The 23,568-nt window shown below is 73.5% G+C and carries 21 protein-coding genes and 7 tRNA genes; 18 read left to right on the top strand and 10 right to left on the bottom strand.

Going from position 1 to position 23,568, the window contains the following annotated elements; genetic code table 11:
- The first annotated feature begins 293 nt into the window (after positions 1–293).
- The 3 genes from cobT (at position 294) to B079_RS0127500 (ending at position 6,373) form a co-directional block, all read left to right on the top strand.
- Entirely contained in the window at positions 294–4,070 is a 3,777-nt protein-coding gene (cobT, locus tag B079_RS0127510; protein ID WP_018549066.1) for a nicotinate-nucleotide--dimethylbenzimidazole phosphoribosyltransferase, read from the top strand.
- Positions 4,071–4,243: 173 nt separating this feature from the next.
- On the top strand, positions 4,244–5,479 hold the full coding sequence (gene cobA / locus B079_RS0127505) for a uroporphyrinogen-III C-methyltransferase (protein WP_018549065.1): 1,236 nt from the start codon (positions 4,244–4,246) through the stop codon (positions 5,477–5,479).
- A gap of 84 nt (positions 5,480–5,563) precedes the next feature.
- Positions 5,564–6,373, top strand: a complete 810-nt coding sequence (locus B079_RS0127500; protein WP_018549064.1) for a TrmH family RNA methyltransferase — start codon at positions 5,564–5,566, stop codon at positions 6,371–6,373.
- A gap of 16 nt (positions 6,374–6,389) precedes the next feature.
- Here the strand turns inward: B079_RS0127500 and B079_RS32855 are convergent, their stop codons facing one another.
- Positions 6,390–7,820 (bottom strand): serine/threonine-protein kinase, encoded by a 1,431-nt coding sequence (locus B079_RS32855; RefSeq protein ID WP_018549063.1) that lies wholly within the window; start codon positions 7,818–7,820, stop codon positions 6,390–6,392.
- A 640-nt stretch (positions 7,821–8,460) separates the two neighbouring features.
- Here B079_RS32855 and B079_RS34735 point away from each other — a divergent pair.
- From B079_RS34735 to B079_RS0127470, 5 genes are all read left to right on the top strand, one after another.
- Positions 8,461–8,637 (top strand): hypothetical protein, encoded by a 177-nt coding sequence (locus B079_RS34735; RefSeq protein WP_018549062.1) that lies wholly within the window; start codon positions 8,461–8,463, stop codon positions 8,635–8,637.
- Positions 8,638–8,890: 253 nt separating this feature from the next.
- Complete coding sequence (locus tag B079_RS0127485; RefSeq protein WP_018549061.1) at positions 8,891–10,045, top strand: SPFH domain-containing protein; 1,155 nt, start codon at positions 8,891–8,893, stop codon at positions 10,043–10,045.
- 40 nt (positions 10,046–10,085) lie between these two features.
- A complete protein-coding gene (locus B079_RS0127480) occupies positions 10,086–11,168 on the top strand; it encodes a hypothetical protein (protein ID WP_018549060.1) in 1,083 nt (360 codons plus the stop codon).
- A 265-nt stretch (positions 11,169–11,433) separates the two neighbouring features.
- The gene (locus B079_RS0127475) at positions 11,434–12,342 is read left to right on the top strand and encodes a phosphotransferase family protein (RefSeq protein ID WP_018549059.1); all 909 of its coding nucleotides are present in this window, start codon (positions 11,434–11,436) and stop codon (positions 12,340–12,342) included.
- A gap of 125 nt (positions 12,343–12,467) precedes the next feature.
- Entirely contained in the window at positions 12,468–12,752 is a 285-nt protein-coding gene (locus tag B079_RS0127470; protein ID WP_078496105.1) for a zf-TFIIB domain-containing protein, read from the top strand.
- 54 nt (positions 12,753–12,806) lie between these two features.
- Here the strand turns inward: B079_RS0127470 and B079_RS0127465 are convergent.
- The 5 genes from B079_RS0127465 to B079_RS0127445 form a co-directional block, all read right to left on the bottom strand.
- Positions 12,807–12,878 (bottom strand) — tRNA-Val (locus B079_RS0127465).
- Positions 12,879–12,931: 53 nt separating this feature from the next.
- A tRNA-Val gene (locus B079_RS0127460) sits at positions 12,932–13,003 on the bottom strand.
- Between the two features lie 26 nt (positions 13,004–13,029).
- Positions 13,030–13,101: transfer RNA gene (locus tag B079_RS0127455), tRNA-Val, on the bottom strand.
- A gap of 1 nt (position 13,102) precedes the next feature.
- Positions 13,103–13,176, bottom strand: a tRNA-Cys gene (locus tag B079_RS0127450).
- A 38-nt stretch (positions 13,177–13,214) separates the two neighbouring features.
- Positions 13,215–13,287 (bottom strand) — tRNA-Gly (locus B079_RS0127445).
- Between the two features lie 229 nt (positions 13,288–13,516).
- On the opposite strand from B079_RS0127445, the gene B079_RS0127440 reads away from it, so the two are divergent.
- The 3 genes from B079_RS0127440 to B079_RS0127430 all read left to right on the top strand — a co-directional run bounded on the left by B079_RS0127440 (position 13,517) and on the right by B079_RS0127430 (position 16,275).
- Entirely contained in the window at positions 13,517–14,542 is a 1,026-nt protein-coding gene (locus tag B079_RS0127440; RefSeq protein ID WP_018549057.1) for a chorismate-binding protein, read from the top strand.
- Positions 14,539–15,360, top strand: coding sequence for an aminotransferase class IV (locus B079_RS0127435; RefSeq protein ID WP_018549056.1), 822 nt, complete (start codon positions 14,539–14,541; stop codon positions 15,358–15,360). Before B079_RS0127440 ends, B079_RS0127435 begins: the two co-directional genes overlap by 4 nt.
- A 90-nt stretch (positions 15,361–15,450) precedes the next feature.
- Complete coding sequence (locus tag B079_RS0127430; protein ID WP_018549055.1) at positions 15,451–16,275, top strand: GNAT family N-acetyltransferase; 825 nt, start codon at positions 15,451–15,453, stop codon at positions 16,273–16,275.
- A 56-nt stretch (positions 16,276–16,331) separates the two neighbouring features.
- Here B079_RS0127430 and B079_RS0127425 read toward each other — a convergent pair whose 3' ends face one another.
- Positions 16,332–16,853: a DsbA family protein gene (locus tag B079_RS0127425; RefSeq protein WP_018549054.1), complete on the bottom strand. Its 522-nt coding sequence runs from the start codon at positions 16,851–16,853 to the stop codon at positions 16,332–16,334.
- Between the two features lie 245 nt (positions 16,854–17,098).
- Between B079_RS0127425 and B079_RS0127420 the strand changes: the two genes are divergently transcribed.
- Complete coding sequence (locus B079_RS0127420; RefSeq protein ID WP_018549053.1) at positions 17,099–17,548, top strand: hypothetical protein; 450 nt, start codon at positions 17,099–17,101, stop codon at positions 17,546–17,548.
- A gap of 163 nt (positions 17,549–17,711) precedes the next feature.
- Complete coding sequence (locus tag B079_RS35610; protein WP_199587679.1) at positions 17,712–17,864, top strand: hypothetical protein; 153 nt, start codon at positions 17,712–17,714, stop codon at positions 17,862–17,864.
- 248 nt (positions 17,865–18,112) lie between these two features.
- Here the strand turns inward: B079_RS35610 and B079_RS0127410 are convergent, their stop codons facing one another.
- Together B079_RS0127410 and B079_RS0127405 are read right to left on the bottom strand one after the other, a co-directional pair.
- Entirely contained in the window at positions 18,113–18,679 is a 567-nt protein-coding gene (locus B079_RS0127410; protein WP_018549051.1) for a CGNR zinc finger domain-containing protein, read from the bottom strand.
- Between the two features lie 307 nt (positions 18,680–18,986).
- Complete coding sequence (locus B079_RS0127405) at positions 18,987–19,400, bottom strand: SsgA family sporulation/cell division regulator (RefSeq protein ID WP_004002642.1); 414 nt, start codon at positions 19,398–19,400, stop codon at positions 18,987–18,989.
- A gap of 191 nt (positions 19,401–19,591) precedes the next feature.
- Here B079_RS0127405 and B079_RS0127400 point away from each other — a divergent pair, with 191 nt between their 5' ends.
- From B079_RS0127400 to B079_RS0127390, 3 genes are all read left to right on the top strand, one after another.
- Positions 19,592–20,032 carry a TIGR02611 family protein gene (locus tag B079_RS0127400; RefSeq protein ID WP_026249138.1) on the top strand — a complete coding sequence of 147 codons (441 nt, stop codon included), beginning with the start codon at positions 19,592–19,594 and terminating at the stop codon, positions 20,030–20,032.
- A 48-nt stretch (positions 20,033–20,080) separates the two neighbouring features.
- Positions 20,081–20,152: transfer RNA gene (locus B079_RS0127395), tRNA-Val, on the top strand.
- 477 nt (positions 20,153–20,629) lie between these two features.
- A tRNA-Val gene (locus tag B079_RS0127390) sits at positions 20,630–20,701 on the top strand.
- Between the two features lie 79 nt (positions 20,702–20,780).
- Here B079_RS0127390 and B079_RS0127385 read toward each other — a convergent pair.
- The gene (locus tag B079_RS0127385; RefSeq protein ID WP_018549049.1) at positions 20,781–21,506 is read right to left on the bottom strand and encodes an exonuclease domain-containing protein; all 726 of its coding nucleotides are present in this window, start codon (positions 21,504–21,506) and stop codon (positions 20,781–20,783) included.
- 168 nt (positions 21,507–21,674) lie between these two features.
- Between B079_RS0127385 and B079_RS0127380 the strand changes: the two genes are divergently transcribed.
- A complete protein-coding gene (locus B079_RS0127380; protein WP_018549048.1) occupies positions 21,675–22,241 on the top strand; it encodes a DUF4365 domain-containing protein in 567 nt (188 codons plus the stop codon).
- Positions 22,238–23,488, top strand: a complete 1,251-nt coding sequence (locus tag B079_RS0127375) for a hypothetical protein (protein ID WP_018549047.1) — start codon at positions 22,238–22,240, stop codon at positions 23,486–23,488. Before B079_RS0127380 ends, B079_RS0127375 begins: the two co-directional genes overlap by 4 nt.
- Positions 23,489–23,568: the final 80 nt, after the last annotated feature.

Genomic DNA, 23,568 nt, shown 5'->3' with positions numbered 1-23,568 from the left:
TCGCCAATGTCCGGAACGCACGCCCGTTTTGGGGGCGGGTGGGGTACCACGACACCACAGGACGCGCGACGTGGCGCAGTCCACAACGGGCAGTCGCGGATCACGCTGTCGCGAGGACGCGACAGCGGGACAATGCCACTGGCGGTTTTCATGCCACTGAATGGCTTTGTCGTCATTTCTGGCGGCCGTTCGTGCCGCCGGGCACGGACGCTCGTTCTCACTACGGGGCGGTCGGTGCGCCGTTCCGGGTGAGCTGGTCGTAGGAGCACTGAAGCGATGGGCGAGGGGTACGCATGACCGACACCGGCCAGATCCCGGGCGAGGGACAGCCGGAGAGCGCAGGCATGGTGGAGCAGCCGGGCGCCCCCGCCCACGGCTACACCTACGTCGCCGAGGCGCCCGCCGGGGATGAAGACCTGCTGCTGCCGGGCGCCCAGGGCGCATGGGGCAACGAAGTGCCGCCGCCCGCACCGGAACCGGTCGTGGAGGCCGTCCACCAGCCGGGCGCGCACGAGGCGTCGGGCCGGGACAGCGGGCAGGTCGACCTCACCGGCGTACGGCTGCCCGAGGCGGGCCCCGTCTCCGTGACGCCGTCCCCCATCCTGTCGGCCCCGCACGGCCCGTCGGTGCAGCCGCCGCGCAGGCCGCTGCACCTCGGCCCGCCGATCCCCGACACCTCCGCCAGCCCGGTGCGTTCGCTGGCCGACCGTGGCCCGGCGGGCGCGCCCGTACGGCAGCCCGTCCAGCCCGTGGCCGGTCCCGAGTACGCGGAGGCACCGCACCTCCACGAGGCCGTTCCGCAGGGGACGGGCCAGTGGAACGTGGCCGCCGCCGTGTCGCCGCCCACCGCCGAAACGGTTGGCCCGGTCCCCGGCACCGCTCCCGACCCCGCCCAGGCCGCCATGGCCCGCATGGCCACCCAGGCGACCGGCGTCGTGCACGCGCACGACGGGGTCCAGCCGGTGGACGGCCACGACGGGGTGTACGAGGTCGCTGCCGCTGAAGCTGTGCCTGCCGAGGCTGGTGTGGTGACGGAGGCTGTGGTTCCGCCGGCCGAGAGCGCGGTCGTGGCGCCGGAGCCCGAGGCCGTGGTTCCGTCGGCCGAGGAGCCGCAGGAGGCGGCCCCGGCCGTCGCCGTGGTGGGGGCCCCGGCGGAGCAGGTCGAGCAGGTCGAGCCCGCGACGCCGGAGGTGGCCGCGTCGGCCGCTGCGGAGCCGGTCGCCGCCGAGGCCGCTGCGGCCATCCCGGCCCAGGCCGCCGCTCCGGTGGAGCCGGACCCGCAGGCCGACCTCGTGGTCACGGCCGACCCGGAACAGGCCCCCGCGCCCGACGCGGCCCAGCAGGCCGCCGCTCCGGCCGAAGGGGAGCCGCACGCCGCTGCTCCGGCTGAACCGGACCTGCACGCCGTCGCTCCGGCCGAAGGGGAGCCGCAGGCCGTCGCTCCGGCCGAACCGGACCCGCACGCCGCCGTCCCGGCTGCGGCCGACCCCGCGCAGGTCCCGGTCCCCGACCCGGCCCAGCCGCAGGCTGCCGCCGAGGCCGAGCCGCAGGCTCCCGCGCCTGCCGACGCGGACCCGCAGGTCGCCGCCCTGGCGGAGGCCGACCCGCAGGCGGCCGTCCTGGCGGAAGTTGACCCGCAGGCGGGCGCCCTGGCGGGAGCCGACCCGCAGGTCGCCGCCCTGGCGGAAGCTGACCCGCAGGCGGCCGTCCCGGCGGAGGCCGAACCCCTCGGCGCCGCTCCGGTGGAGGCCGACCCCGCCCAGGTGCCCGTGCCCGACGCGGCCCAGCCGGAGGCTGTGGCCCCGGCCGAGGCGACGGTCCCGGATGCCGCCCTCCCGGCCCAGCCGGAGCCCCAGGCGGCCACACCCGCCGACGCGGACCCGCAGGGTGCCGCCCCGGCCGAGCCCGCCGTACCGGCCGCCGCCGAGGCGACTCCCGAGGCGCCCGAGCCCGTACCGGCTCCCGAGGCCGAGGCCGAGGCCGAAACCCCGGCCCCCGCCGAGCCCGCCCCCGTCGCCGACGAGGCCCCCGTACCCACCCAGGGCCCCCAGCTCGTCGCGCCGCCGGAAGCCGCCGCGCCGCCGGAGGCAACCCCGCTGCCCTCCGCCGTCCCGCTGGAGCCGCACCCGGACCAGACGCTCGGTCAGTTCGTGCCGGTCGACGGTCAGGTGCCCACCGCGCCGCACCTCGCGCCGACCCCGCCGCAGCCGCTGAGGCTGCCCGAGCAGCTGACCGAGGAGCCGGACCTCGTCCAGAGCGCGGAGGACCTGGACACCCGGGCCGCCGACCAGGACGAGCAGGACGCGACCGCCGTGGCGGAAGCACCCGCACCCGCGGGCCCCGCCGCCCCCGCCTACAACGACGCCGAGCGCGAGGCCGTGCTCAAGGTGATCCGCGAGCGCCGCGACATCCGCAACGGCTTCCGCAGCGACCCCATCCCGCACGAGGTGCTGCTGCGCGTCCTGGAGGCCGCGCACACCGCCCCGTCGGTGGGCCACTCGCAGCCCTGGGACTTCGTCGTCATCAAGTCCGCCGAGACCCGGCGCGCGATGCACGACCTGGCCATGAGCCAGCGCGAGGCGTACGCCAAGTCGCTGCCCAAGGGCCGGGCGAAGCAGTTCAAGGAAATGAAGATCGAGGCCATCCTCGACACCCCGGTGAACATCGTCGTCACCGCCGACCCCACGCGGGGCGGCCGTCACACCCTCGGCCGGCACACCCAGCCGCAGATGGCGCCGTACTCCTCCGCGCTCGCGGTCGAGAACCTGTGGCTCGCCGCCCGCGCCGAGGGCCTCGGCGTCGGCTGGGTCAGCTTCTTCGACGAGCGGGAGATGGTCCGCGCGCTCGGCCTGCCCGAGCACCTGGAGGTCGTCGCCTACCTGTGCGTCGGGTACGTCGACGAGTTCCCGGACGAGCCCGAGCTGATGCAGGCGGGCTGGTCCAAGCGCCGCCCGCTGTCCTGGGTCGTGCACGAGGAGACGTACGGGCGCCGCGCCCTGCCCGGAGAGGAACCCCACGACCTGCTCGCCGAGACCGTCGCACAGATCCGCCCGCTCGACGCCAAGGCGCTCGGCGAGGCGTGGGAGCGCCAGAAGCGCATGACCAAGCCGGCCGGGGCGCTCGGCATGCTGGAGATCATCTCCGCGCAGCTGTCCGGTCTCTCCCGGCAGTGCCCGCCGCCGATCCCGGAGCCCGCGGCCGTCGCGATCTTCGCCGGTGACCACGGGGTGCACGCCCAGGGCGTCACCCCCTGGCCGCAGGAGGTCACCGGCCAGATGGTGGCCAACTTCCTCGGCGGCGGCGCGGTCTGCAACGCCTTCGCGAGCCAGGTCGGCGCCGAGGTGTGCGTCGTGGACGTCGGCGTCGTCGCCGACCTGCCCGCCACTCCCGGTCTGCTGCCCCGCAAGATCCGGGGCGGCACCTCCGACATGACCGCCGGACCCGCGATGACCCGCGAGGAGGCCAGGGTCGCCATCGAGGTCGGCATCGAGACCGCCCGCGACCTGGTCGCGGCCGGGAACAAGGCGCTGCTCACCGGTGAGATGGGCATCGCCAACACCACCGCGTCCGCCGCGCTGATCGCCGCCTTCACCGGCGCCGACCCGGCCGAGGTCACCGGGCGCGGCACCGGCATCAACGACGAGACGCTGGCCCGCAAGACCGAGGTGGTCCGGCGCGCGCTGGAACTCCACCAGCCCGACCCGGCCGACCCGATCGGCGTCCTCGCGGCCGTCGGCGGCTTCGAGCACGCGGCCATGGTCGGCCTGCTGCTCGGCGGCGCCTCGCTGCGTACGCCGGTGATCCTGGACGGCGTCAGCGCCGGAGCGGCGGCCCTCGTGGCCCGCGCCATCGCCCCCGAGGTGCTGGCCGCCTGCATCGCCGGGCACCGCAGCGCCGAGCCCGGCCATGTGGCCGCGCTCAACAAGCTGGGCCTGCGCCCGCTGGTCGACCTCGACCTGCGCCTGGGCGAGGGCACGGGCGCGCTGCTCGCCCTGCCGCTGGTGCAGAGCACGGCGCGCGCGATGCACGAGGTGGCGACGTTCGACTCGGCGGGCGTCACCGAGAAGTAGGCGGCCACCGCTCACCGTGCGGTGGGCACATGTACGCGCGAGACGGGCGGTCCGGTGTTCACCCACCGGACCGCCCGTGCCGCACCCCGCCCCGGCGCCGTAAAATCCGCACGTCAGGGCCGCTCCGCCGCCGTAGCGCGCCGACCGCAGAGCTGGACGAGGAGCCGCACCTCATGGCCGAACACCCCGCCTACCCCGTAGGACTCCGCCTGGCCGGGCGCCGCGTGGTCGTGCTCGGCGGCGGCCAGGTCGCCCAGCGCCGTCTGCCCGCGCTGATCGCGGCGGGCGCGGACGTGCTGCTGGTCTCGCCCGAGGCGACGCCCTCCGTGGAGGCGATGGCGGACGCGGGCGAGATCACCTGGGAGCGGCGGCCGTACGCCGAGGGCGATCTGCACGGCGCCTGGTACGCCCTGATCGCCACCAGCGACCCGCTCGCCAACGCCACCGCCTCCGCGGAGGCCGAGCACGAGCGCGTGTGGTGCGTACGCTCCGACGACGCCGACGCGGCCACCGCCTGGACCCCGGCCACCGGGACCAGCGAGGGCGTGACGGTCGCCGTCCTCACCACCACCGCGCGCGACCGCGACCCCCGGCACACCGCCGCCGTGCGCGACGCGGTCGTGGCGGGCCTGCGCGACGGCACCCTGGTCGCCCCCCACCACCGCACCCGCACCCCCGGCGTCGCCCTGGTCGGCGGCGGCCCCGGCGACCCGGACCTGATCACCGTGCGCGGGCGGCGCCTGCTCGCGGAGGCCGACGTGGTGATCGCCGACCGGCTCGGCCCGCGCGACCTGCTCGCCGAACTCCCGCCGCACGTCGAGGTGATCGACGCGGCGAAGATCCCCTACGGGCGGTACATGGCCCAGGAAGCCATCAACAACGCCCTGATCGAGCACGCCAAGCAGGGCAAGTCCGTGGTGCGGCTCAAGGGCGGCGACCCCTTCGTCTTCGGCCGGGGCATGGAGGAGGTCCAGGCGCTCACCGAGGCGGGCATCCCCTGCACGGTCGTCCCCGGCATCACCAGCTCGGTCTCTGTGCCGGGCGCGGCCGGGATACCCGTCACGCACCGGGGCGTCGCGCACGAGTTCACCGTGGTCAGCGGTCATGTCGCCCCCGACGACGAGCGCTCCCTGGTCGACTGGCCCTCGCTCGCCAAGCTCACCGGCACCCTGGTGATCCTCATGGGCGTCGACAAAATGGGCCGTATCGCCGAGACCCTGATCGCCCACGGCAAGTCCCCCGACACCCCGGTCGCCCTGATCCAGGAGGGCACGACCGCCGCTCAGCGCCGGGTGGACGCGACGCTCGCGACGGTCGAGGAGACGGTACGGCGCGAGGCGGTGAAGCCGCCCGCGGTGATCGTGGTCGGCGAGGTGGTCACGGTGGGTCCGGCGACGCCGGACGCCTGAGCCGCCGTACGAACGCCCGAGGGCCTGCGGGCACCCCGTACCGTCGTTTTTCCTTCTCTCTCCAGAACGAGGCAGCATCTTCCCGTGGCCGAACTCATCACCCTCACGGACCCCGACGACCCCCGTCTGCACGACTACACGAACCTCACCGACGTGGAGCTGCGCCGCAGGCGCGAGCCCGCCGAGGGGCTGTTCATCGCGGAGGGCGAGAAGGTGATCCGCCGGGCGCGGGCGGCGGGCTACGACACGCGCTCCATGCTGCTCACCCCCAAGTGGGCCGAGGTGATGCGGGACGTCATCGACGAACTCGCCGCCCCCGTCTACTGCGTGAGCCCGGAACTGGCCGAGCGCGTCACCGGCTACCACGTCCACCGGGGCGCCCTCGCCTCCATGGGCCGCAAGGCCCTGCCGACGGCCGCCGAAGTCCTGGCCCCCGCGCGCCGGGTGGCCGTCTTCGAGGACATGGTCGACCACGCCAACCTCGGCGCCGCCTTCCGCAACGCGGCGGCCCTGGGCGTGGACGCGGTCCTCCTCACCCCCCGCTGCGCCGATCCCCTCTACCGGCGAGCGGTCAAGGTCTCCATGGGCGCTGTCTTCTCGGTGCCCTACGCCCGCTTCGACACCTGGCCGCAGGACGCGGGCACGCTCCATGACGCGGGCTTCGTCATCGCGGCCCTCTGCCTGGGCCCGGACTCCATCACCCTGGACGAACTGGCCGCCGAGCACCACGAGAAGCTGGCCCTGATGCTGGGCACCGAGGGCGACGGCCTGTCCCGGGCGGCCATGGACGCGGCCGACAAGCTGGTCCGCATCCCGATGTCGGCGGGCATCGACTCGCTGAACGTGGCGGCGGCCTCGGCGGTGGCGTTCTACGCGACCTGCCGCACGCCGTAGCACCCCGCCCGGCGGTCTACTCGGCGGAGGGCGAGGGCCCCTCGGGCCGTGGCGTCGGGTCGTACCCCCGCTCGACCGGCATCCCGTCCGCCACCCGCGCTCCGTCGCCCTCCGCGCCCGTCCTCGGCTGGGCGTGCGTCTGCCGGGTGCCGTTGCCGCCGAGTCCCCGGGACGGACCCGTGCACCCCTGGGCCAGGGCGATGCCCAGGGCCACGAGCAGGGTCACGACCACGAAGACGAACAGGCGCTGGCGCAGCAGCCGGGGGTTGGCCGGGCGCAGCCGGGTGCCCGTGGTGCGGGGCGCCGGACGACCGGCGCCGCTGCGGGGACCGGCCGGGCGGCCGTTGCCCGTGGAACGCGGACGCGGCGCGGGGGTCGTCCGGGACGCGCCCGGCCGTGAGCCGCCCCGCGAGGGGGCCCCGCCCCGGGAAGGCGCCCCGCCCCGGGCGGGTGTGGCCCCGCGCGGCAGCGGCGTGCCCGAGGGGGAGGGCCGCCGCTGGGTGGTGCGCTGCTGGTCCTGGGCCGTGCGCTGCGGGTCCGGATAGGTGTCCACCAGGCGCCCGGCACCCCGGTCGCCCTCCGCCACGCGCGGCGCGGGCGGCCGTACGTCGCCCAGGCCCTGTGCCTCGCGCGCCGCGATCTCCTTCAGCCGCAGGGACAGCTGGAGAGTGCTCGGCCGGTCGTCCGGGTCCTTGGCCAGGCACGCCCGCACCAGCGGGGCCAGCGCGTCCGGTACGCCGTGCAGCTGGGGCTCCTCGTGCACCACGCGGTACAGCATCACTTCGGAACTGCCGTGTCCGAAGGGGGAGTCACCGGTCGAGGCGTACGCCAGGGTCGCCCCCAGCGAGAACACGTCCGTCGCCGGGGTGACCACCGCGCCGCGCACCTGCTCCGGTGCCAGGAAGCCCGGGGAGCCCACCGCCGTGCCCACGTGCGTGAGCGTGGAGGCGCCCGTGGCCCAGGCGATGCCGAAGTCGATGATCCGGGGGCCCTTGGGGGACAGCAGGATGTTGGACGGCTTCAGGTCCCGGTGGACCACGCCCGCCTCATGGACGGCGACCAGTCCCTCCGAGAGCGCCGCCCCGATCGCCGCGGCCTCGGCCGCGACCAGCGGGCCCTCGTCGGCCACCTTGTCGTGCAGGGAGGGGCCGGGCACGTACTGCGTCGCGAACCACGGGCGCTCCGCCTCCAGGTCCGCCGCCACCAGCCGCGCCGTACAGCCGCCCCGGATGCGCCGGGCCGCCGACACCTCGCGCGCGAACCGCGACCGGAACTCCTGGTCCTCCGCGAGATCGGGCCGGATCACCTTCAGCGCGACCCGCTGCCCCTTCTTGTCGGAGCCGAGATAGACCACGCCCATCCCGCCCGCGCCGAGCCGTCGGTGAAGCCTGAACGAGCCGACGACGCGCGGGTCCTCGCGCCTCAGGCGCATCATCGCCATGTTCATCCCCGCTGCCCGGTCCCTGTGACGGGCCCAGCTTACGTTTCCACGGCCGCCCGCGCGCAGAGGCCGCGCCCTCCGGTACCGACGGATTGCGCGGACGGCCACACCAGGTGAAGCACGGTCAGCAGACGGTCAATTGCGGACCTGTTGAGGGTCACGGGAAGTCAACAAGTCGATGAGACAAGGGGGTTGGGGTCCGGTGCGCAGCCCGCCGGTGGCGACGGCGCCCCGCGCGGGACCGGCGGCCCCCGGCGGTCCACCACCGCGCCCGCCGTCCCGATCCCGGAGGGTGCAGGTCACCGCGAGGAGGTCAAAGTGACTGAAGTCATACGTATCCACCCGTGGGTGGAGAGCGACCCGTGCGGCGGCCTCCCGGTCCGGACAACGGGCGACCCCTCCGGGAAGACCCCGAGAACCGGAGCGAGGTCTCCACCCAGGGGAGTACTTCGCCGAGGAGGGCTCATCCTCCGGGAGGCCCGCCATTCGATACGAGGGCATGACGCCCCCGACCTCGCCCCGCGCCTACATTTGAGGTCAAGCGGCGGGTGCGGTACTCGTCCCCCGAGGTCACACACCCGCCGCTCTCATCAAGCGCGACCACACAAGAACCACCGAGCACGACCAGGGAAAGCCTGGAGGGATCATGGCCCACACGGCACCGAGGCGCACCACGCCCGGCCCCCGCCGGACGGGCCGCCGCCACCCGGCGGTGGCGACCCTCATGGCCCTGCCCCTGGCACTGCTGCTCCTCCTCGTCTTCGACGGGTGGGAGACGGTGGCCACACAAGCGTCGTCCGTGGGTGCGATGCTGGGGCGCTGACCAGCGCTCCAGACCCGGAAGAGCGGTCCGGGCCACATCCATCCATCCTGGAAACCCCGTGGGGACGGGGGTGCGGCGGACGGCACGAAATGCCGGCGCAGCTGGGGAGCTGCGCCGGCATTGCGCTGCCCGGGCCCCGACCACGACAGAGTGCACCGTGATGGGCATACTGTCGGCTGATCGCTCGATCGCCGGGGTGCCCTTCGTCCCGGGACCTGCGGTCCTTCGGAAACAGGGGGAGTGGGGGATTGTCGTGGGGCTGATGGACCGTATCCGCGGTGAGTTCATCGACATCATCGAGTGGACCGACGACAGCCGGGACACCATCGTGTGGCGCTTCCCGCGCCACGGCAACGAGATCAAGATGGGCGCCCGGCTCGTGGTGCGCGAGTCGCAGGTCGCCGTCTTCGTCAACGAGGGGCGCCTGGCCGACGTCTACCAGCCCGGCACCCACACCCTCTCCACCCAGAACATGCCGGTCCTGTCCACCCTGAAGGGCTGGAAGCACGGCTTCGAGTCGCCGTTCAAGGCCGAGGTCTACTTCGTCACCACCCGGCAGTTCACCGACTTCAAGTGGGGCACCCAGAACCCGGTGATCCTGCGGGACGCCGACTTCGGCATGGTCCGGGTGCGCGCCTTCGGCACCTTCGCCGCCCAGGTGGTGGACGCCGCCGCGCTGCTGCGCGAACTGGTCGGCACCGACCCGCAGTTCCGCACCGAGGAGGTCGGCGAGCACCTGCGGCAGCTGATCGTCTCCAAGCTGGGCCCCGCGCTGGGTGCCGCCGGCGTTCCCCTGCTCGACCTCGCCACCCGGCAGGACGGCATCGGACGGCAGCTGGCCGAATCCCTCACCCTGGAGCTGGCCGCCACCGGCATCGCCGTCCCCCGGTTCCACATCGAGAACATCAGCGTCCCGCCGGAGGTCGAGGCGGCGATCGACACCCGCTCCCGGATGGCCGTCACCGGCAACCTGGACGACTACGCCAAGCTCCAGGCCGCCGACGCGATGACGATCGCCGCCGCCAACCCCGGCACCGGCGGCGACGCCGTGGGCCTCGGCGTGGGCATGGCACTGGGCCAGCGGATCGCACAGAGCACGCCCGGTACGACGGCCCCGCCGGTCCCGGCGGCCCAGCCCCCGGCGCAGCCCGCCCCGGCCCCGGCCCCCGCCTCCGCCGATGTCCCGCCGCCGCTGCCCACCGCCCCGCGCTGGTTCCTCGCCGTCGGCGGACAGCAGCAGGGCCCGTACGACGAGAGCGCGCTGGCCGGACAGGTGGCGGCCGGGAACCTGACCCGGACCACCCTGGTCTGGCGCAGCGGGCAGGCCGCCTGGCAGCCCGCGGACCAGATCCCGGAGCTGGCCTCGCTGCTCGCCGACGTACCGCCGCCGCTGCCCCCGCAGGGCTGAACCCGGAACCTTCCGGCAACAGGCCACAAGGAGAACTGAGTTGACGGACCAGGACGTCGCGCCCGCGCCCGACCGGGCGTTCCAGTGCGAGGCGTGCGGCGGGGTCAGCGAGTACGCGCCCGGGACGTACGCGCTGCGCTGCCCCTACTGCAAGCACGAGCAGGACATCACGCCGATACCCCGGCAGGTCACCGAGCACCCCATCGAGGAACTGGCCGCGCTGCCCCACCGGGCCACCGCCCCGGACCAGGTGAAGACGTACACCTGCCCCGGCTGCCACGCGGTGACCGAGAGCGACACGCTCAGCGACACGTGCCCCTTCTGCGCCACCTCGTTGGTCTCCGACGCCTCCGGCACCGAACGTGTGGTGCCCGAGGCGGTCCTTCCCTTCGGGGTCAGCCGCGACCAGGCCCGCGCGGCACTGGCGAAGTGGACGAAGTCCCGCTGGTTCGCGCCCGACGAGCTGAAGAAGGTCACCGAGGCCGAGACCTTCCGGGGCAGCTATCTGCCGCACTGGACGTACGACGCACAGACCAGCACCCGCTACACCGGCCAGCGCGGCGACTACTACTGGGTCGAGGAGGAGGACTCCGAGGGCCGCACCCGCCGGGTACGGCACACCAACTGGCAGCCCGCGTTCGGCACGGTCGACCGGTTCTTCGACGACGTACTGGTGCCCGGCAGCGGCCAGGTGCCGGAGAAGGAACTGGACAAGCTGGCCCCCTGGCCGCTGGCGGAGACGGTCCCCTACCAGGAGGAGTACCTGGCGGGCTTCCGCACCGTCCGCTACGACGTCGAACCGGAGGCCGGTCTCGAGTCCGCGAAGGCACGGATGGCCCCGGTGATCCGCGCCGACTGCAAGCGGGACATCGGCGGCAACGAGCAGCGGGTCCTCTCGATGTCCACCTCCTACCGCGCCCTCACCTACAAGCTGGTCCTGCTGCCCGTCTGGTTCCTGACCTACGTCCACGCGGGCCGGACCTGGCCGGTGATGGTCAACGCCCGCACCGGCGAGGTCATCGGCGAACGCCCGTACAGCGCGACGAAGATCACCCTGGCCTCGGTGGGCGGCGCGCTCCTGATCGGCCTGGTGGTGCTGCTCGTGATGATGCTGCGCAACTGAGGACGGGGGCGCGGGCCGGGGTTCCCCGCCCATAGGCGCGCGGACTCCGGCCCGCAGGTGCACCGGCTCCCCTCGACGGGTGCGTGTGCGGGCTCCCGGCAATGGGCGCGCGATCCCTACCGACGGGCGCGCGGGCTCCGGGCGCCGGGTGTGGCTGTGGGGCTCCGCGCAGCAGGTGTGCGCGACGGGTTCCCGCCGCCGGACGCCAAGGGCACCCCCGCCCCCGTACCCTCGCCGCACACCGCCACCCCGCCCCGAGGCCCCCGTGACCCCAGACGCCCTGACCGCCCACCTCACCGCCACCGCCCACCCCGGCACCGCGTCCCCCTGCGCCTGCCCCACCGGGCTCCTCGCCGACCGCCCCGACGCCACCGTCCTCCGGCACGGCGACACCGTCGCGAAGGCCCACGCCCCCGGCACCGGCCCGGCCGACCTCACCCGGCGCCTCGCGGTGGCCGCCGCCCTCCCGGACGTCCTGCTGGCCCCGCGCACATCCGCTCCCGTCCTCGTGGACGGCCGCCTCGTCACGTACTGGCCGCTCGGCGACCCTGTGGACCGTGACGACCCCGACGCGGCCCCCTGGGAAGCCGCCGCCACCCTCCTCGCCCGGCTCCACCGCACGCCCCTGGACGGCCCGTTGCCCCCGATGCGCGGACCGGCCAAGGCGGCTGCCGCGACGGCCCGGCTGAGGAAGGCCCTGGAGACCGCTCCCTGCCCCGACGCGCAACCCGTACTGCGGGCCTGGGCCGCACTGCCCGGCTGGGCACGCGGCGAGGCCCCCGCACCCGGCGTCCCGGCCCTCTGCCACGGCGATCTGCACCTCGGTCAGCTCGTACGGCACCCCGCGCCCGACGGCCCCTGGCGGCTGATCGACGTGGACGACCTCGGCGTCGGCAGCCCCGCCTGGGACCTCGCCCGCCCCGCCGCCTGGTACGCCTGCGGGCTGCTGCCGCCCGAGGAGTGGACCCGCTTCCTGGACGCCTACCGCGCCGCCGGTGGCCCCGCCGTACCGCCCGACGGCGACCCCTGGCCCGTACTCGACGTGCCCGCCCGCGCCCTGACCGTGCAGACCGCCGCCCTCGCGCTCACCAAGGCGCTCACCGCGGGCCGTTCGCCCGACGAGGTCGAACAGGCCGTGGTGGACGCCTGCGCGCGCATGACCGGCCAGCCGTAACGACCGCCGGACCCCGACCGGTTGAGCCGAGATTTCCCGGAATAGGCTGCAACCGACCGGGGCAGGACGGAGTCTGTCCTGGGGAAACACCAAGCAGGACCCTACGGCGAGGAGTTGAGCCGACCATGCAGTGTCCGAAGTGTCACGCGCCCATGCGCACCTACAACCGCAACGGCGTCCAGATCGAGCAGTGCGACGGCTGCCGCGGCATCTTTCTCGACTACGGCGAGCTGGAGGCCCTGACCCGCGTGGAGTCCCAGTGGGCGCAGCCCCCGGCCCCGCAGGCGTACCCGGCCGCCCCGCCCGCCCCCGCCTGGGGCGCCCCGCACGGCGGCGGCCACGGGGGTCACGGCGGTCACTACGGCCACCGCCGCCACAAGAGCTTCGGCCACATGCTGTTCTCCAGCTGACCCGGGCGACGAGAAAGCCCCGGCCGTACGAGACGGCCGGGGCTTTCCGGTGTGTGGACGATACTGGGATTGAACCAGTGACCTCTTCCGTGTCAGGGAAGCGCTCTCCCGCTGAGCTAATCGTCCTCGGGACCACGATCACTCGATGTCACTCCATGGAGCGGATCATGGGCACTGCGTGCGCGATACTGGGATTGAACCAGTGACCTCTTCCGTGTCAGGGAAGCGCTCTCCCGCTGAGCTAATCGCGCGGGATCGGATCTTCGAGAAGATCCAGTGGACGATACTGGGATTGAACCAGTGACCTCTTCCGTGTCAGGGAAGCGCTCTCCCGCTGAGCTAATCGTCCTTGGAGGTGGAGACGGGATTTGAACCCGTGTAGACGGCTTTGCAGGCCGTTGCCTCGCCTCTCGGCCACTCCACCAGGAGTGTAGGGGATCGGGATGACCCCTGTTTCCTGCGAGCGGACGACGAGGCTCGAACTCGCGACCTCAACCTTGGCAAGGTTGCGCTCTACCAACTGAGCTACGTCCGCTTGTCGTTTCGGTCCGCTTCCGCGTCCCGGCGACGTGTTGAACTTTAGCGGATTCCTCGGCCAGTACAAAAACGCGTTTGCGCAGCGTGCTGCGGTGCACCCGGCGAAGGGCGTGGTCACGGTCGTCCCGGAGCCCCCGGCGGACGTCGCCGGACCATCACCTGACCGCCCCCGCAGGGCCCCGCCTAGACTCGGCCACGTGCCTCACCTTCCTCCCGTTCTCCCCCCTATGGCCCGCTTCGGTGACCGCGTCGCCACCGGCCTGCTGGACGTCACCGGCGACCCGGCCGCGCTGGACTCCGAGGGCTTCTGGGCCGTCGTCGCGGACTTCGAGGGCGGCCTGACCTGCGCCCGCTTCGCGCAGGTACGGGAGGAGCCGGTTCCCGCCCCGCGCCCCGGCGCCTGGCACGCCCCCGCCCGGGACGCCTGGACCTCCTCCCTGGACCACGCCGCCTACACGGCCGCCGTCCGCCGTATCCGGGAACACATCGCAGCGGGCGAGGTCTACCAGGCCAACCTCTGCCGCGTCCTCAGCGCCCCCGTCGCCCCCGACGCCGACGTGGACGCCCTCACCGCCCTCCTCGCCCGGGGCAACCCCGCCCCCCACGGAGGAACGGTCCGGCTCCCGGAGCACGGGGTGGAGATCGCCACCGCCTCGCCCGAGCTGTTCCTGCGCCGCGCCGGGCGCACCGTCGAGTCCGGCCCCATCAAGGGCACCGGACGCACCGAGGCCGACCTCCTGGAGAAGGACTACGCCGAGAACGTGATGATCGTGGACCTGGTCCGCAACGACATCGGCCGCGTCTGCGAGACCGGCACCGTCACCGTGCCCGACCTGTGCGCGGTGGAGAAGCACCCCGGCCTCGTCCACCTGGTCTCCACCGTCCGGGGCGAGCTGCGGCCCGGCGCGGGCTGGCCGGACCTGTTCGCCGCCGCCTTCCCGCCCGGCTCCGTCACCGGCGCCCCCAAGACGAGCGCCCTGCGGATCATCGAGGCCCTGGAGCCCGCCCCGCGCGGCCCCTACTGCGGCGGCATCGGCTGGGTCGACGCCGACCGGGGCACCGCCGAGCTGGCCGTCGGCATCCGCACCTTCTGGATCGACCGGGCCGCCGGGGTGCTCCGCTTCGGCGCGGGCGCCGGGATCACCTGGGGGTCCGACCCCGAGGGGGAGTGGCGCGAGACCGAACTGAAGGCATCCCGGCTGCTCGCGATAGCGTCGGGGGAGTACCAGGAAAGTGGAGAGGGTCTGACATGAGGATCTGGCTGGACGGCGAACTGCGTGACGCCGATTCCGCGCGCGTCTCGGTCTTCGACCACGGGCTCACCGTGGGCGACGGCATCTTCGAGACCGTCAAGGCGGTCGACGGACAGACCTTCGCGCTCACCCGCCACCTCGACCGGCTCACCCGCTCGGCCCGCAGCCTCGGCCTGCCCGACCCGGACCACGACGAGGTGCGCCGCGCCTGCGCGGCGGTTCTCGACGCCAACCCGATGCCGCTCGGCCGACTGCGCATCACCTACACCGGCGGCCACGGCCCGCTCGGCTCCGACCGGGGCGAGCACGGCCCCACCCTGCTCGTCGCCCTCGGCGAGACCACCCGCCGCCCCGACTCCACCGCCGTGATCACCGTCCCCTGGACCCGCAACGAGCGCGGCGCACTCGCCGGGGTGAAGTCCACCTCCTACGCCGAGAACGTGATCGCCCTGGCCCGCGCCCACGAACAGGGCGCGTCCGAGGCGCTGTTCGCCAACACGGTCGGACAGCTCTGCGAGGGCACCGGCTCCAACGTCTTCGTCGTCCTCGACGGCGAGGTCCACACCCCGCCGCTCGCCTCCGGCTGCCTGGCGGGCATCACCCGCGCCCTCACCGTGGAGTGGACCGGCGCCCAGGAGACCGACCTCCCGCTGGACGTCCTGGAGCGTGCCGAGGAGGTCTTCCTGACCTCCACCCTGCGCGACGTCCAGGCCGTGCACCGGGCCGACGGCCGCGAACTGCCCGGCGTCCAGGGCCCGGTGACCGCCAAGGCGATGCGGATCTTCGAGGAGCGGTCCCGGCAGAACCCCAACCCCTGAGCGCCGCAAGGCAGTCGGCGCAGGGCCCGGCAACGGACCGGCCGGGAAATGGGCTGAGGCGGGCGCCCCTGAGCGGGTAGAACTCCGGTGATGACGACGACCCTGCGGCCGGCCGAGCCGCTTCAGCAGCACCCCGACGGAACCCGCGCACGCCGCTATGAGGTGTGCGTGAACGGACGTCCCGTCGGGGAGATCCACCTCGCCACCTCACCGTTCCTGGGTGCCTCGGTCGCCCGCATCGCCGAGCTGCGCGTGGACGAGGCCGACCGGCGGCGCGGCCGGGGCACGGTGGCCGCGCTCGCCGCGGAGGAGGTGGCGCGCGGGTGGGGCTGCACCCAGATCGAGGCCGCGGTCCCCGCCGGGGCGGAGGCGGCGCTCAGGCTCGTCACCGCCCTCGGCTATGCGCCGCGCAACCGCAGCATGGAAAAAGCCCTGGGGGACACGCCGCCCGAACTGCCGCCGGGCAGCCACGCACGGCCGATGACCCCGGCCGAATTCGCCGCGTGGCAGGAGCACGCGCGCGAGGACTACGCCCGCGACTGGATCGAGCGGGGCGTCCCCGAGGCCGCGGCCCACGCCAAGGCCCGCCGGGACCACGAGACGCTGCTCCCACGCGGCCCGGAGACCGAGGGCATGCTCTTCAGCGTCCTGGAACACGAGGGAACACGGGTCGGCGTCCTGTGGCTGGCCCTGCGGGACACCGGCGCGTACGTCTTCGAGGTCGAGACCGCCGCCGCCCACCGAGGCCGCGGGCACGGCCGGACGCTCATGCTGCTGGCGGAACGCCAGGCGATCGGCGCGGGCCGGACCCGTCTCGGACTCAACGTGTTCGCGGACAACACCCCCGCCGAGCGGCTGTACGAGTCGCTCGGTTACGAGACGACGGAACGCTCCTTCGCCAAACCCCTGCGGTAGGCCCCGGGGCCGGGGGCGACGTAAGCCTCGGGCCGGGGAGGGGAGGGGGGGCGAGGTCAGGCCCGCTCGGCCAGCAGCCGGTCCGCGATCTCCTCGATCCGCCCGCGCAGCCCCTCCTGGCTCTTGCCGCCGTCCAGACGCTCGCCGCCGATGACATAGGTCGGGGTGCCGGTGACCCCGATCGCCTTGCCCTCGGCCTGGTCCGCGTCGACGATCAGGATGTGCCTGCCGTCGATCAGCGCGGTGTCGAACTCCTCGGCGTCCAGGCCGAGTTCACGGGCGACCTCGACCAGCAGCTCCTCGCCCCGGCGGTCCAGCTCCTCGACCCGCCCGAGCACGGCCTGGACGTACGGCCACCCCTGCCCCTGCTCCACCGCCTCCTCGGCGGCCTGCGCGGCGGCGAAGGCGTGCTTGTGCTTCTCCAGCGGAAAGTGCCGCAGCCGCACATCGAGCCGGTCGCCGTAGCGGGCCCGCAGGGCGCGGACGTCGTCCAGGGCGCTGCGGCAGTCGGGGCACTGGAGTTCGCACCAGACATCGAGGACGACGGGCTCGACGGGCGCGGGGGAGGAGTCGTTCATGCGCCCCAGTCTTCCAGGCGGCCCCCGGGCGTCCCCATCCGGTGGGACGGCCCCGACGGGCGCTCGCGTCGCACCCCCCACCCCGAGAGATCTCCGGTGCCGACCCCGAGATCTCCCTGATGTGAGGGCCCGGGCATGGCGTCGCGGGTGCCGGGCGAGGCAGGATGGAAGGGACGAAGCGCACCGCGCGCCTCGTGTCACCGTGACGCCGGCACCGTGCCGGCCGCGCCCGTCTGGAGGACCGGATGCTTGCCGAGACCATCTGCTCCGCCGTGTCCGCGGCGGGCCTGGGCATCGCCGCGGTCACCGCCTACCGCAAGCGCTTCCTCACGGCCGCCCGTGTCGTGGCCTACTCGCTGGTGCCGGTCGGCCTGGTGATGACCGGTGTCGTGGGCTGGCTCGCCCGTACGGCCTTCAGCCCCCTCGCCTGGGCGGGCTTCGGCGTCCTGGCGCTGTCCGTGGTGCTCTTCACGCTCACCCGCGCGGTCGAGCGCAGGCGAGGCCGTACCGGGAAGGGCGCGATACGCGGCGACGAGGCCACCCCGGTGGCCCCGGCCGCCTCGGCACCCTCCCTCGGCCGGGGCAGCGGTCGCACGCCCCGTGCCGCCACCCCGCCCGCCGCCACCGGTTCCGGTTCCGGGTCCGGCGAGGACTTCAGCGACATCGAGGCCATCCTCAAGAAGCACGGCATATGACCCGGCTCTGACGGAGCGAGGCGTCACAGGCCGCCCCGGTACGTCCGAAAACGTTCACGACGCGGAGCGAGCCGAACGAATCGGTGCGAATTCCGCAGACTCCCGCGCTTTACAGGTGTGTTGATCGCGTACAGGGCGCCCCGTGGTCCATCATCACCGCGAGATGGTGGATACGACACAGAGCGAGGCCCCGCCGCAGGAGGACGAGCCGCGCGGGTGCCTCTTCGCCCTTTCCCAGCCACCGCTGATGATCTTCCTTGCGGTGATCGGGTGTCTGATCCTCATGGCGGCGCTGCACGATCTGCTGTTGCTGTGAGCCGTACACGTCCGTCCCGGCGTCACCCGCCGGGACCGGCGTCGGCCCGAAACCCCATCCGTCCCCGGGCCTGCGCCGTCCCCGGGCCTGCGCCGTCCCCGGGCCTGCGCCGTCCCCGGGCCTGCGCCGTCCCCGGGCCTGCGCCGTCCCCGGGCCTGCCCGTCCCCGGGCCTGCGCCGTCCCCGAGCCTGCGCCGTCCCCGAGCCTGTGCCGTCCCGGGCCCCGTCCGTTCCGGCGTCCGGTCGGGCTCAGCCCGCCGACTCCGACTCCTTGCGCCGTGCGCGGTACGCGGCCACGTGCAGCCGGTTCCCGCAGGTGCGGCTGTCGCAGTAGCGGCGCGAGCGATTGCGGGACAGATCCACGAAGGCGCGGCGGCAGTCCGGCGCCTCGCAGCGCCGCAGCCGCTCCTGCTCCCCGGCCACCACGAAGAAGGCGAGCGCCATCCCGCAGTCCGCGGCGAGATGGTCGGCCAGCGACGCCCCGGGGGCGAAGTAGTGCACATGCCAGTCGTAGCCGTCGTGGTCCGTCAGACGCGGGGTGGTGCCCGCGGCGGCGACCAGCTCGTTGATCAGCCCCGCGGCGGCCCGGGCGTCCGGTGCCGCGAAGATCCTCGCGAACCGGCCCCGCACCTTGCGCACCGCCGAGAGGTCGAACTCGGACAGCACCCCCACATCACTGACCGCGTGGCCGCGCACGAACACGGCGAGCGCCTCGACGTCCGGCAGTCCGTCCGCCGCCGCGTCGTCCTCCGGCGCGGTGTTCACCAGATCCACCACGGTGTCGAGGGCGCACCGGGTGTCGTGGGTGATCAGCACGTTTCGCTCCCTGGCCTGAGGGTCGGGCGGACGCCCGCCGATGCTGGCCGATGGTAGCGACAACCGGGGCCGCCGCACCGGGCCCGCTCCGGGTGACTGCCCGGGCAACGCCTCGCCCGCCGCCCGGGTTCCCGGACCGCGCGAGAAGCCGGACGGCGAGCGTGCGAGGCGGGGGGACGCGGGCACGGCTCGGCGCCGTCACCGTGAGTGTTCACGGTGACGGCGCCGAGCCTGCCGGTATACGGCTGTGCGGGCCCGAGCCGTCTCCCCGAGTGGACGGCGCCGGGCGTCTTGGACGGGCGGCGGCCTAGCTCTCCGCCAGGATGTGGGAGAGCTCCTGATCCAGATCGAAGTGCCGGTGCTCCGTGCCGGGGGGCACGGCGGCGTCGGTCCGCTTCAGGAAGGACTCCAGGGCCCGTGCGGGGGCCTCCAGCAGAGCCTCGCCCTCCGGAGAGCTGAGGGCGATGCAGACGACGCCCTGGCCATGACTGCGCGATGGCCAGACGCGGACGTCGCCGGTTCCGGTGGGCCGGTGCAGGCCCTCGGCGAGAAGGTCGCGGGCGAACACCCACTCGACGGTCTCCTCGGCTCCGGTGTGGAAGGTGGCGTGCACGGCGTAGGGGTCGGCCGTGTCGTACCGCAGGCCTGCGGGGACAGGCAGGGAGGACTCGCTCGACACAACGAGGCGCAGGTGCAGCTCGCAGCTGACCGTGGTGTTCATAAGCGCCAGGGCCTTTCGCTCAGTGTGCGCTCGGGGATTCGCACGTCGGCGAAATCGACATGCCACCTACGGTGCCGTTGTAAACCCCTCTGGGGGTTTTGCATGAGTTTCCGTACCTCTTACGGCCGAGAACTTGTGCGACATCTGCCACCATTCCGGTGACTGGAAACACTCGGGTAGGGTTCGACGGTATGAATACGGGGAGTGACGATCCGGGTGAGGTTGTCGTGGCGGACAAGGCGGGTGCGGACGAGGAGCAGCCCGAGCAGGGGCTCGGCTCCCGGGCGCCCGGGTTCATCAAGGACCGTCGCGCCCTCCAGCTGAGCTGGCAGGTCGGCGTCTTCCTCGTCGGCCTCGCGGTCGTCGCGGCCGGTGTCGTCATGCTCCCGCTGCCCGGCCCCGGCTGGGCCGTGATCTTCGGCGGCATGATGATCTGGGCCACCGAGTTCGTCTGGGCCCAGCTCGTCCTGCGCTGGACGAAGCGCAAGGTCACCGCCGCCGCGCAGCGCGCCCTCGACCCCCGGGTCCGCCGCCGCAACATCGCCCTGACCGTGATCGGGCTGGTGATCATCGGTGTGCTCACCGCGATCTACGTCTCGAAGTTCGGCTTCGTGCTGCCGTGGAAGATCTAGGACGGTCGGAACCACCCCCTGACATGCGGTAATGTTCTCTCTGCGCCCGGGCGATTAGCTCAGTGGGAGAGCGCTTCGTTCACACCGAAGAGGTCACTGGTTCGAACCCAGTATCGCCCACCCGGATCGACGGCCCATCTGCTTGCGAGCAGGTGGGCCGTCGNCNTANGCNCTNNGCNCCGCGCCCGCCGCTTCCCGTAGGCACCCGTCAAGACCGACTTCCGGACGGGCCGTCCCACGCGCACCGAAGCACCCCATTCAGGCCGCCTCCGGAAATACCCCCGGACCCTATTCGCGACCATGCCCCCGCATTTCCCCATGCGCCCGCATTTCCATGGCACTCCGCATCGCACCCGGAATTCCGGAATCCTCAAGTCCTGTGTTCCGACAGGTCATATGAGTACAAGTCACTTCATGGGAAGCGGACGCGCAATGCCGCACACGCGGCCCGGGCGCACCGCGCGGAACCCCGCCCGTCACCCCCTCCGTGACCCCTGCCTCAGGCGTCCGGCCACGCCACGACGGCCCCGGCCGGTGCCCCGTACCGAGGCGGTTTGGAGGAAGCCCGCCGAGACCTGTATTGTTCAGTGCGTTCCCGGGCGATTAGCTCAGTGGGAGAGCGCTTCGTTCACACCGAAGAGGTCACTGGTTCGAACCCAGTATCGCCCACCCGGATCGACGGCCCATCTGCTTGCGAGCAGGTGGGCCGTCGTCGTACGCCCCCACGGCACGGCACCGACCGCCCCCGCTACGCCGCCGCCGACAGCTCCGCCCTCAGCGGCCACTCCGTGCTCACCGTCTCCGGCGAACCACTGCGCGCGAACCACGCCTGGAGCCCCCGCGCCTGCGCCGCGTGCCAGCCCACCTGCAACGCGTGCAGCTCCGCCGGGGACAGCCGCTCAAGACGCGCCGAGAACCGCCGCCCCACCGCCCGTACGACATCCAGCGCCGCCAGCGCGTCCGCCGCCGCGTCGTGCGCGTCGTTCAGCGCCACGCCGTAGTGCTCGCACAGATCGGTCAACGTGCGGCGCCCCTTGCGATAGCGGTCCAGCTGCTTGTCCAGGACCCGGGGGTCGAGCACCCGCAGCGGGGCCCCCTCGAACCAGCGGTCCAGCGACGAGGCCCGGTGCCGCCGCAACTCGCGGTCCAGCAGCGTCAGATCGAACGGCGCGTTCATCACCACCAACGGCCGCCCCATCGCCGTGTGCTCCGCCAGCTGCTGGGCTATCTCGTACATCACCGGCGCCGGCCAGCGGCCGTTGTGCTGGAGATGTTCCTCCGTCAGCCCGTGCACCGCCGTCGCCTCCGCGGGCACCGGCACCCCCGGGTTCACCAGCCACCGGCTCACCCGGGGCCGCGTACCCGGCGCGTCCTGCACCACGACGGCGGCGGCCACGATCCGGTCGCCCTCGACGTCCACACCCGTCGTCTCCGTGTCGAAGGCGGCCAGAGCCCCTTCGTACCAGCAAGTCATCCCAACCCAACTCCTCGTTCACCCACGACAGATGACGTGCCGTCTTCTGCCCGTTTGGTGATACCCGGGCTGTTTGCGCCGTACGCCGGGCGGAGACAACAGGAGTACGGGTCTTTGCAGTTCAGCGGCCCGCAACGGGGAAACCCTTGGCTGGGAAGGCTGTTGGTCATGGCCATTGCGCAGCCCGAGCGGGGCGGGCTGCTGCCCGAACGCGCGGGACTGGTTCGCGGCACACTCGCCACCACCGCCTGCATGGAGACCTTGCAGGTCGGCTATCTGCACGCGGTCGCCGCCGCCGCGGGCTGCTCCCTGTCCCAGCCCTTCCCGGACAACGGCATCGACTGGCACGTCAGCCACAGCGCCCCAGGCCACACCGTCGACGACGAAGTGACGATCAAGGTGCAGCTCAAGTGCACCTACCAGATCGCCCCCCACCCCCCGGGGCCCACCTTCTCCTTCACGCTCGACAACGACCATCTGCGCAAGCTCGCCCGCACCCCTGTCTCGGTGCACAAGATCCTCGTCGTCATGATCGTCCCGCGCGCCCAGGAGGACTGGCTGCGCGCCGGACACGACCGGCTCGACCTCCGCCACTGCTGCTACTGGGTCAACCTCGCCGGACACCCCGTCACCGGACGCCACCGCACCACCGTGCGCATACCGGTCACCCGCATCTTCGACGACCGCGCGCTCTGCGAGATCATGACGCGCGTCGGGACGGGAGGCAGACCATGAGAAGCCGCACCGACGACGACACCGTCCGCCACCTGCGCGCCCACCCCGACCACCTCCCCTGGCACGAGACCCCCGACCCCGCCCGCGTCGACCCCGCCGCCCTCACCACGCTGCTGCACCGCCACGGCTGGCAACGACGCGGCGGCGCCCCCGGACGCTACGGCCGCTGGACCCCACCCGCCCCCGCGGGCCCCGGCACCAGCCTCCTCGTGCCCGAGAACCGCTCCTTCCCCGACAGCGACGACCTCCTCGGCGAAGCCCTGGACGCCCTCGCCCGCAGCACCGCCCCCACCGCCCGCGAAGTACTCATCGCCCTCGCCGTACCCAGCGACGAGATCCGCTGGCACCGCGACACCCCCTGCGGCCCCGCCGGAGCCACCCCCTGGACCGCCGACGAACACCTGCGCACCGCCGCCCGCCGCACCCTCCTCGCCGCCGCCCTCGCCACCCGCGCCCCGGCCGGCTACCACGGCGCCCGCCACCGCGCCGCCGCCGACGCCCTCCTCGACAAAATGCTCGTCGGACCCGCCGCCGAAGGCCGCCGCCTCACCGCCTTCGCCCCCGTCCCCACCGCACGCCCCCTCGCCGTCCGCCTCCACCAGTCCCTGCACGCCACCCGCGAGGCCATCGACTACCAGCGCGCCACCGGCAGCCCCGACGCCTTCGACGGCGCGATCGCCGCCGGAGTCAGCCGCGAACTCACCGAAGCGCTCACCGTCCTCGTCCGCGGCAGCGAGGGTGCCCGTGTCACCGTCTCCTGGGCCCCCGCCGCCGGAGTCCCCGACGGCTGCGCCGCCCACGCCGAACCCGTCGAGTTCTCACCAGGCGACCTGCCCGTCCTGCGCGCCGCCGCCGCGCGCTATCTGTGCGCCGAACCCTCCGTCCCCGTCGCGGTCACCGGCGTCGTCGTCCGCCTGCGCCGCTCAGGACCGCGCGGCGCGGGCACCGTACGGCTCCGCGTCCTCACCGGCGCCGAGGTGGCCCATCTGCGCCTCACCCTCGGCGAGGAGGACTACCGCATCGCCGGATACGCCCACCTCGTCGGCCTCCCGGTGCGCGTGCGCGGCAGGCTGGAGCGCCGGGGCGGCTTCCGCAGGCTCGCCGGCGCCACCGGCGTCGTCCCCGTCCAGGTCGACGACGTCGAGCGCGACCGGCTGATGAAATCCCTCCAGGAGAACCTGGACTCCTTCGAGGAGGCGTGCGGCGAGACCTGCGGGGAGCCGTACGGAAGCGGGGACGGAAAGTAACCGTTTCGCGGTCGACGGTGCCGGGTCGGTACGATCCCTTGTGCGCGCGCTCCTGGTATGGCGCCGCATCCCACTTCAGT

It is taken from the genome of Streptomyces sp. LaPpAH-108 (assembly GCF_000373625.1).
Taxonomy (GTDB): domain Bacteria; phylum Actinomycetota; class Actinomycetes; order Streptomycetales; family Streptomycetaceae; genus Streptomyces.
The sequence above is the reverse complement of the archived record's forward strand: the minus strand, read 5'-3'. Positions and strand labels throughout refer to the sequence as shown.

Excerpts from the sequence above, each read along its gene's own strand:
- cobT (WP_018549066.1), top strand. The coding sequence starts at position 294 with ATGACCGACACCGGCCAGATCCCGGGCGAGGGACAGCCGGAGAGCGCA.
- cobA (WP_018549065.1), top strand. The coding sequence starts at position 4,244 with ATGGCCGAACACCCCGCCTACCCCGTAGGACTCCGCCTGGCCGGGCGC.
- B079_RS32855 (WP_018549063.1), bottom strand. The coding sequence starts at position 7,820 with ATGAACATGGCGATGATGCGCCTGAGGCGCGAGGACCCGCGCGTCGTC.
- B079_RS34735 (WP_018549062.1), top strand. The coding sequence starts at position 8,461 with ATGGCCCACACGGCACCGAGGCGCACCACGCCCGGCCCCCGCCGGACG.
- B079_RS0127470 (WP_078496105.1), top strand. The coding sequence starts at position 12,468 with ATGCAGTGTCCGAAGTGTCACGCGCCCATGCGCACCTACAACCGCAAC.
- B079_RS0127440 (WP_018549057.1), top strand. The coding sequence starts at position 13,517 with ATGGCCCGCTTCGGTGACCGCGTCGCCACCGGCCTGCTGGACGTCACC.
- B079_RS0127435 (WP_018549056.1), top strand. The coding sequence starts at position 14,539 with ATGAGGATCTGGCTGGACGGCGAACTGCGTGACGCCGATTCCGCGCGC.
- B079_RS0127430 (WP_018549055.1), top strand. The coding sequence starts at position 15,451 with ATGACGACGACCCTGCGGCCGGCCGAGCCGCTTCAGCAGCACCCCGAC.
- B079_RS0127425 (WP_018549054.1), bottom strand. The coding sequence starts at position 16,853 with ATGAACGACTCCTCCCCCGCGCCCGTCGAGCCCGTCGTCCTCGATGTC.
- B079_RS0127420 (WP_018549053.1), top strand. The coding sequence starts at position 17,099 with ATGCTTGCCGAGACCATCTGCTCCGCCGTGTCCGCGGCGGGCCTGGGC.
- B079_RS35610 (WP_199587679.1), top strand. The coding sequence starts at position 17,712 with ATGGTGGATACGACACAGAGCGAGGCCCCGCCGCAGGAGGACGAGCCG.
- B079_RS0127405 (WP_004002642.1), bottom strand. The coding sequence starts at position 19,400 with ATGAACACCACGGTCAGCTGCGAGCTGCACCTGCGCCTCGTTGTGTCG.
- B079_RS0127400 (WP_026249138.1), top strand. The coding sequence starts at position 19,592 with ATGAATACGGGGAGTGACGATCCGGGTGAGGTTGTCGTGGCGGACAAG.
- B079_RS0127385 (WP_018549049.1), bottom strand. The coding sequence starts at position 21,506 with ATGACTTGCTGGTACGAAGGGGCTCTGGCCGCCTTCGACACGGAGACG.
- B079_RS0127380 (WP_018549048.1), top strand. The coding sequence starts at position 21,675 with ATGGCCATTGCGCAGCCCGAGCGGGGCGGGCTGCTGCCCGAACGCGCG.
- B079_RS0127375 (WP_018549047.1), top strand. The coding sequence starts at position 22,238 with ATGAGAAGCCGCACCGACGACGACACCGTCCGCCACCTGCGCGCCCAC.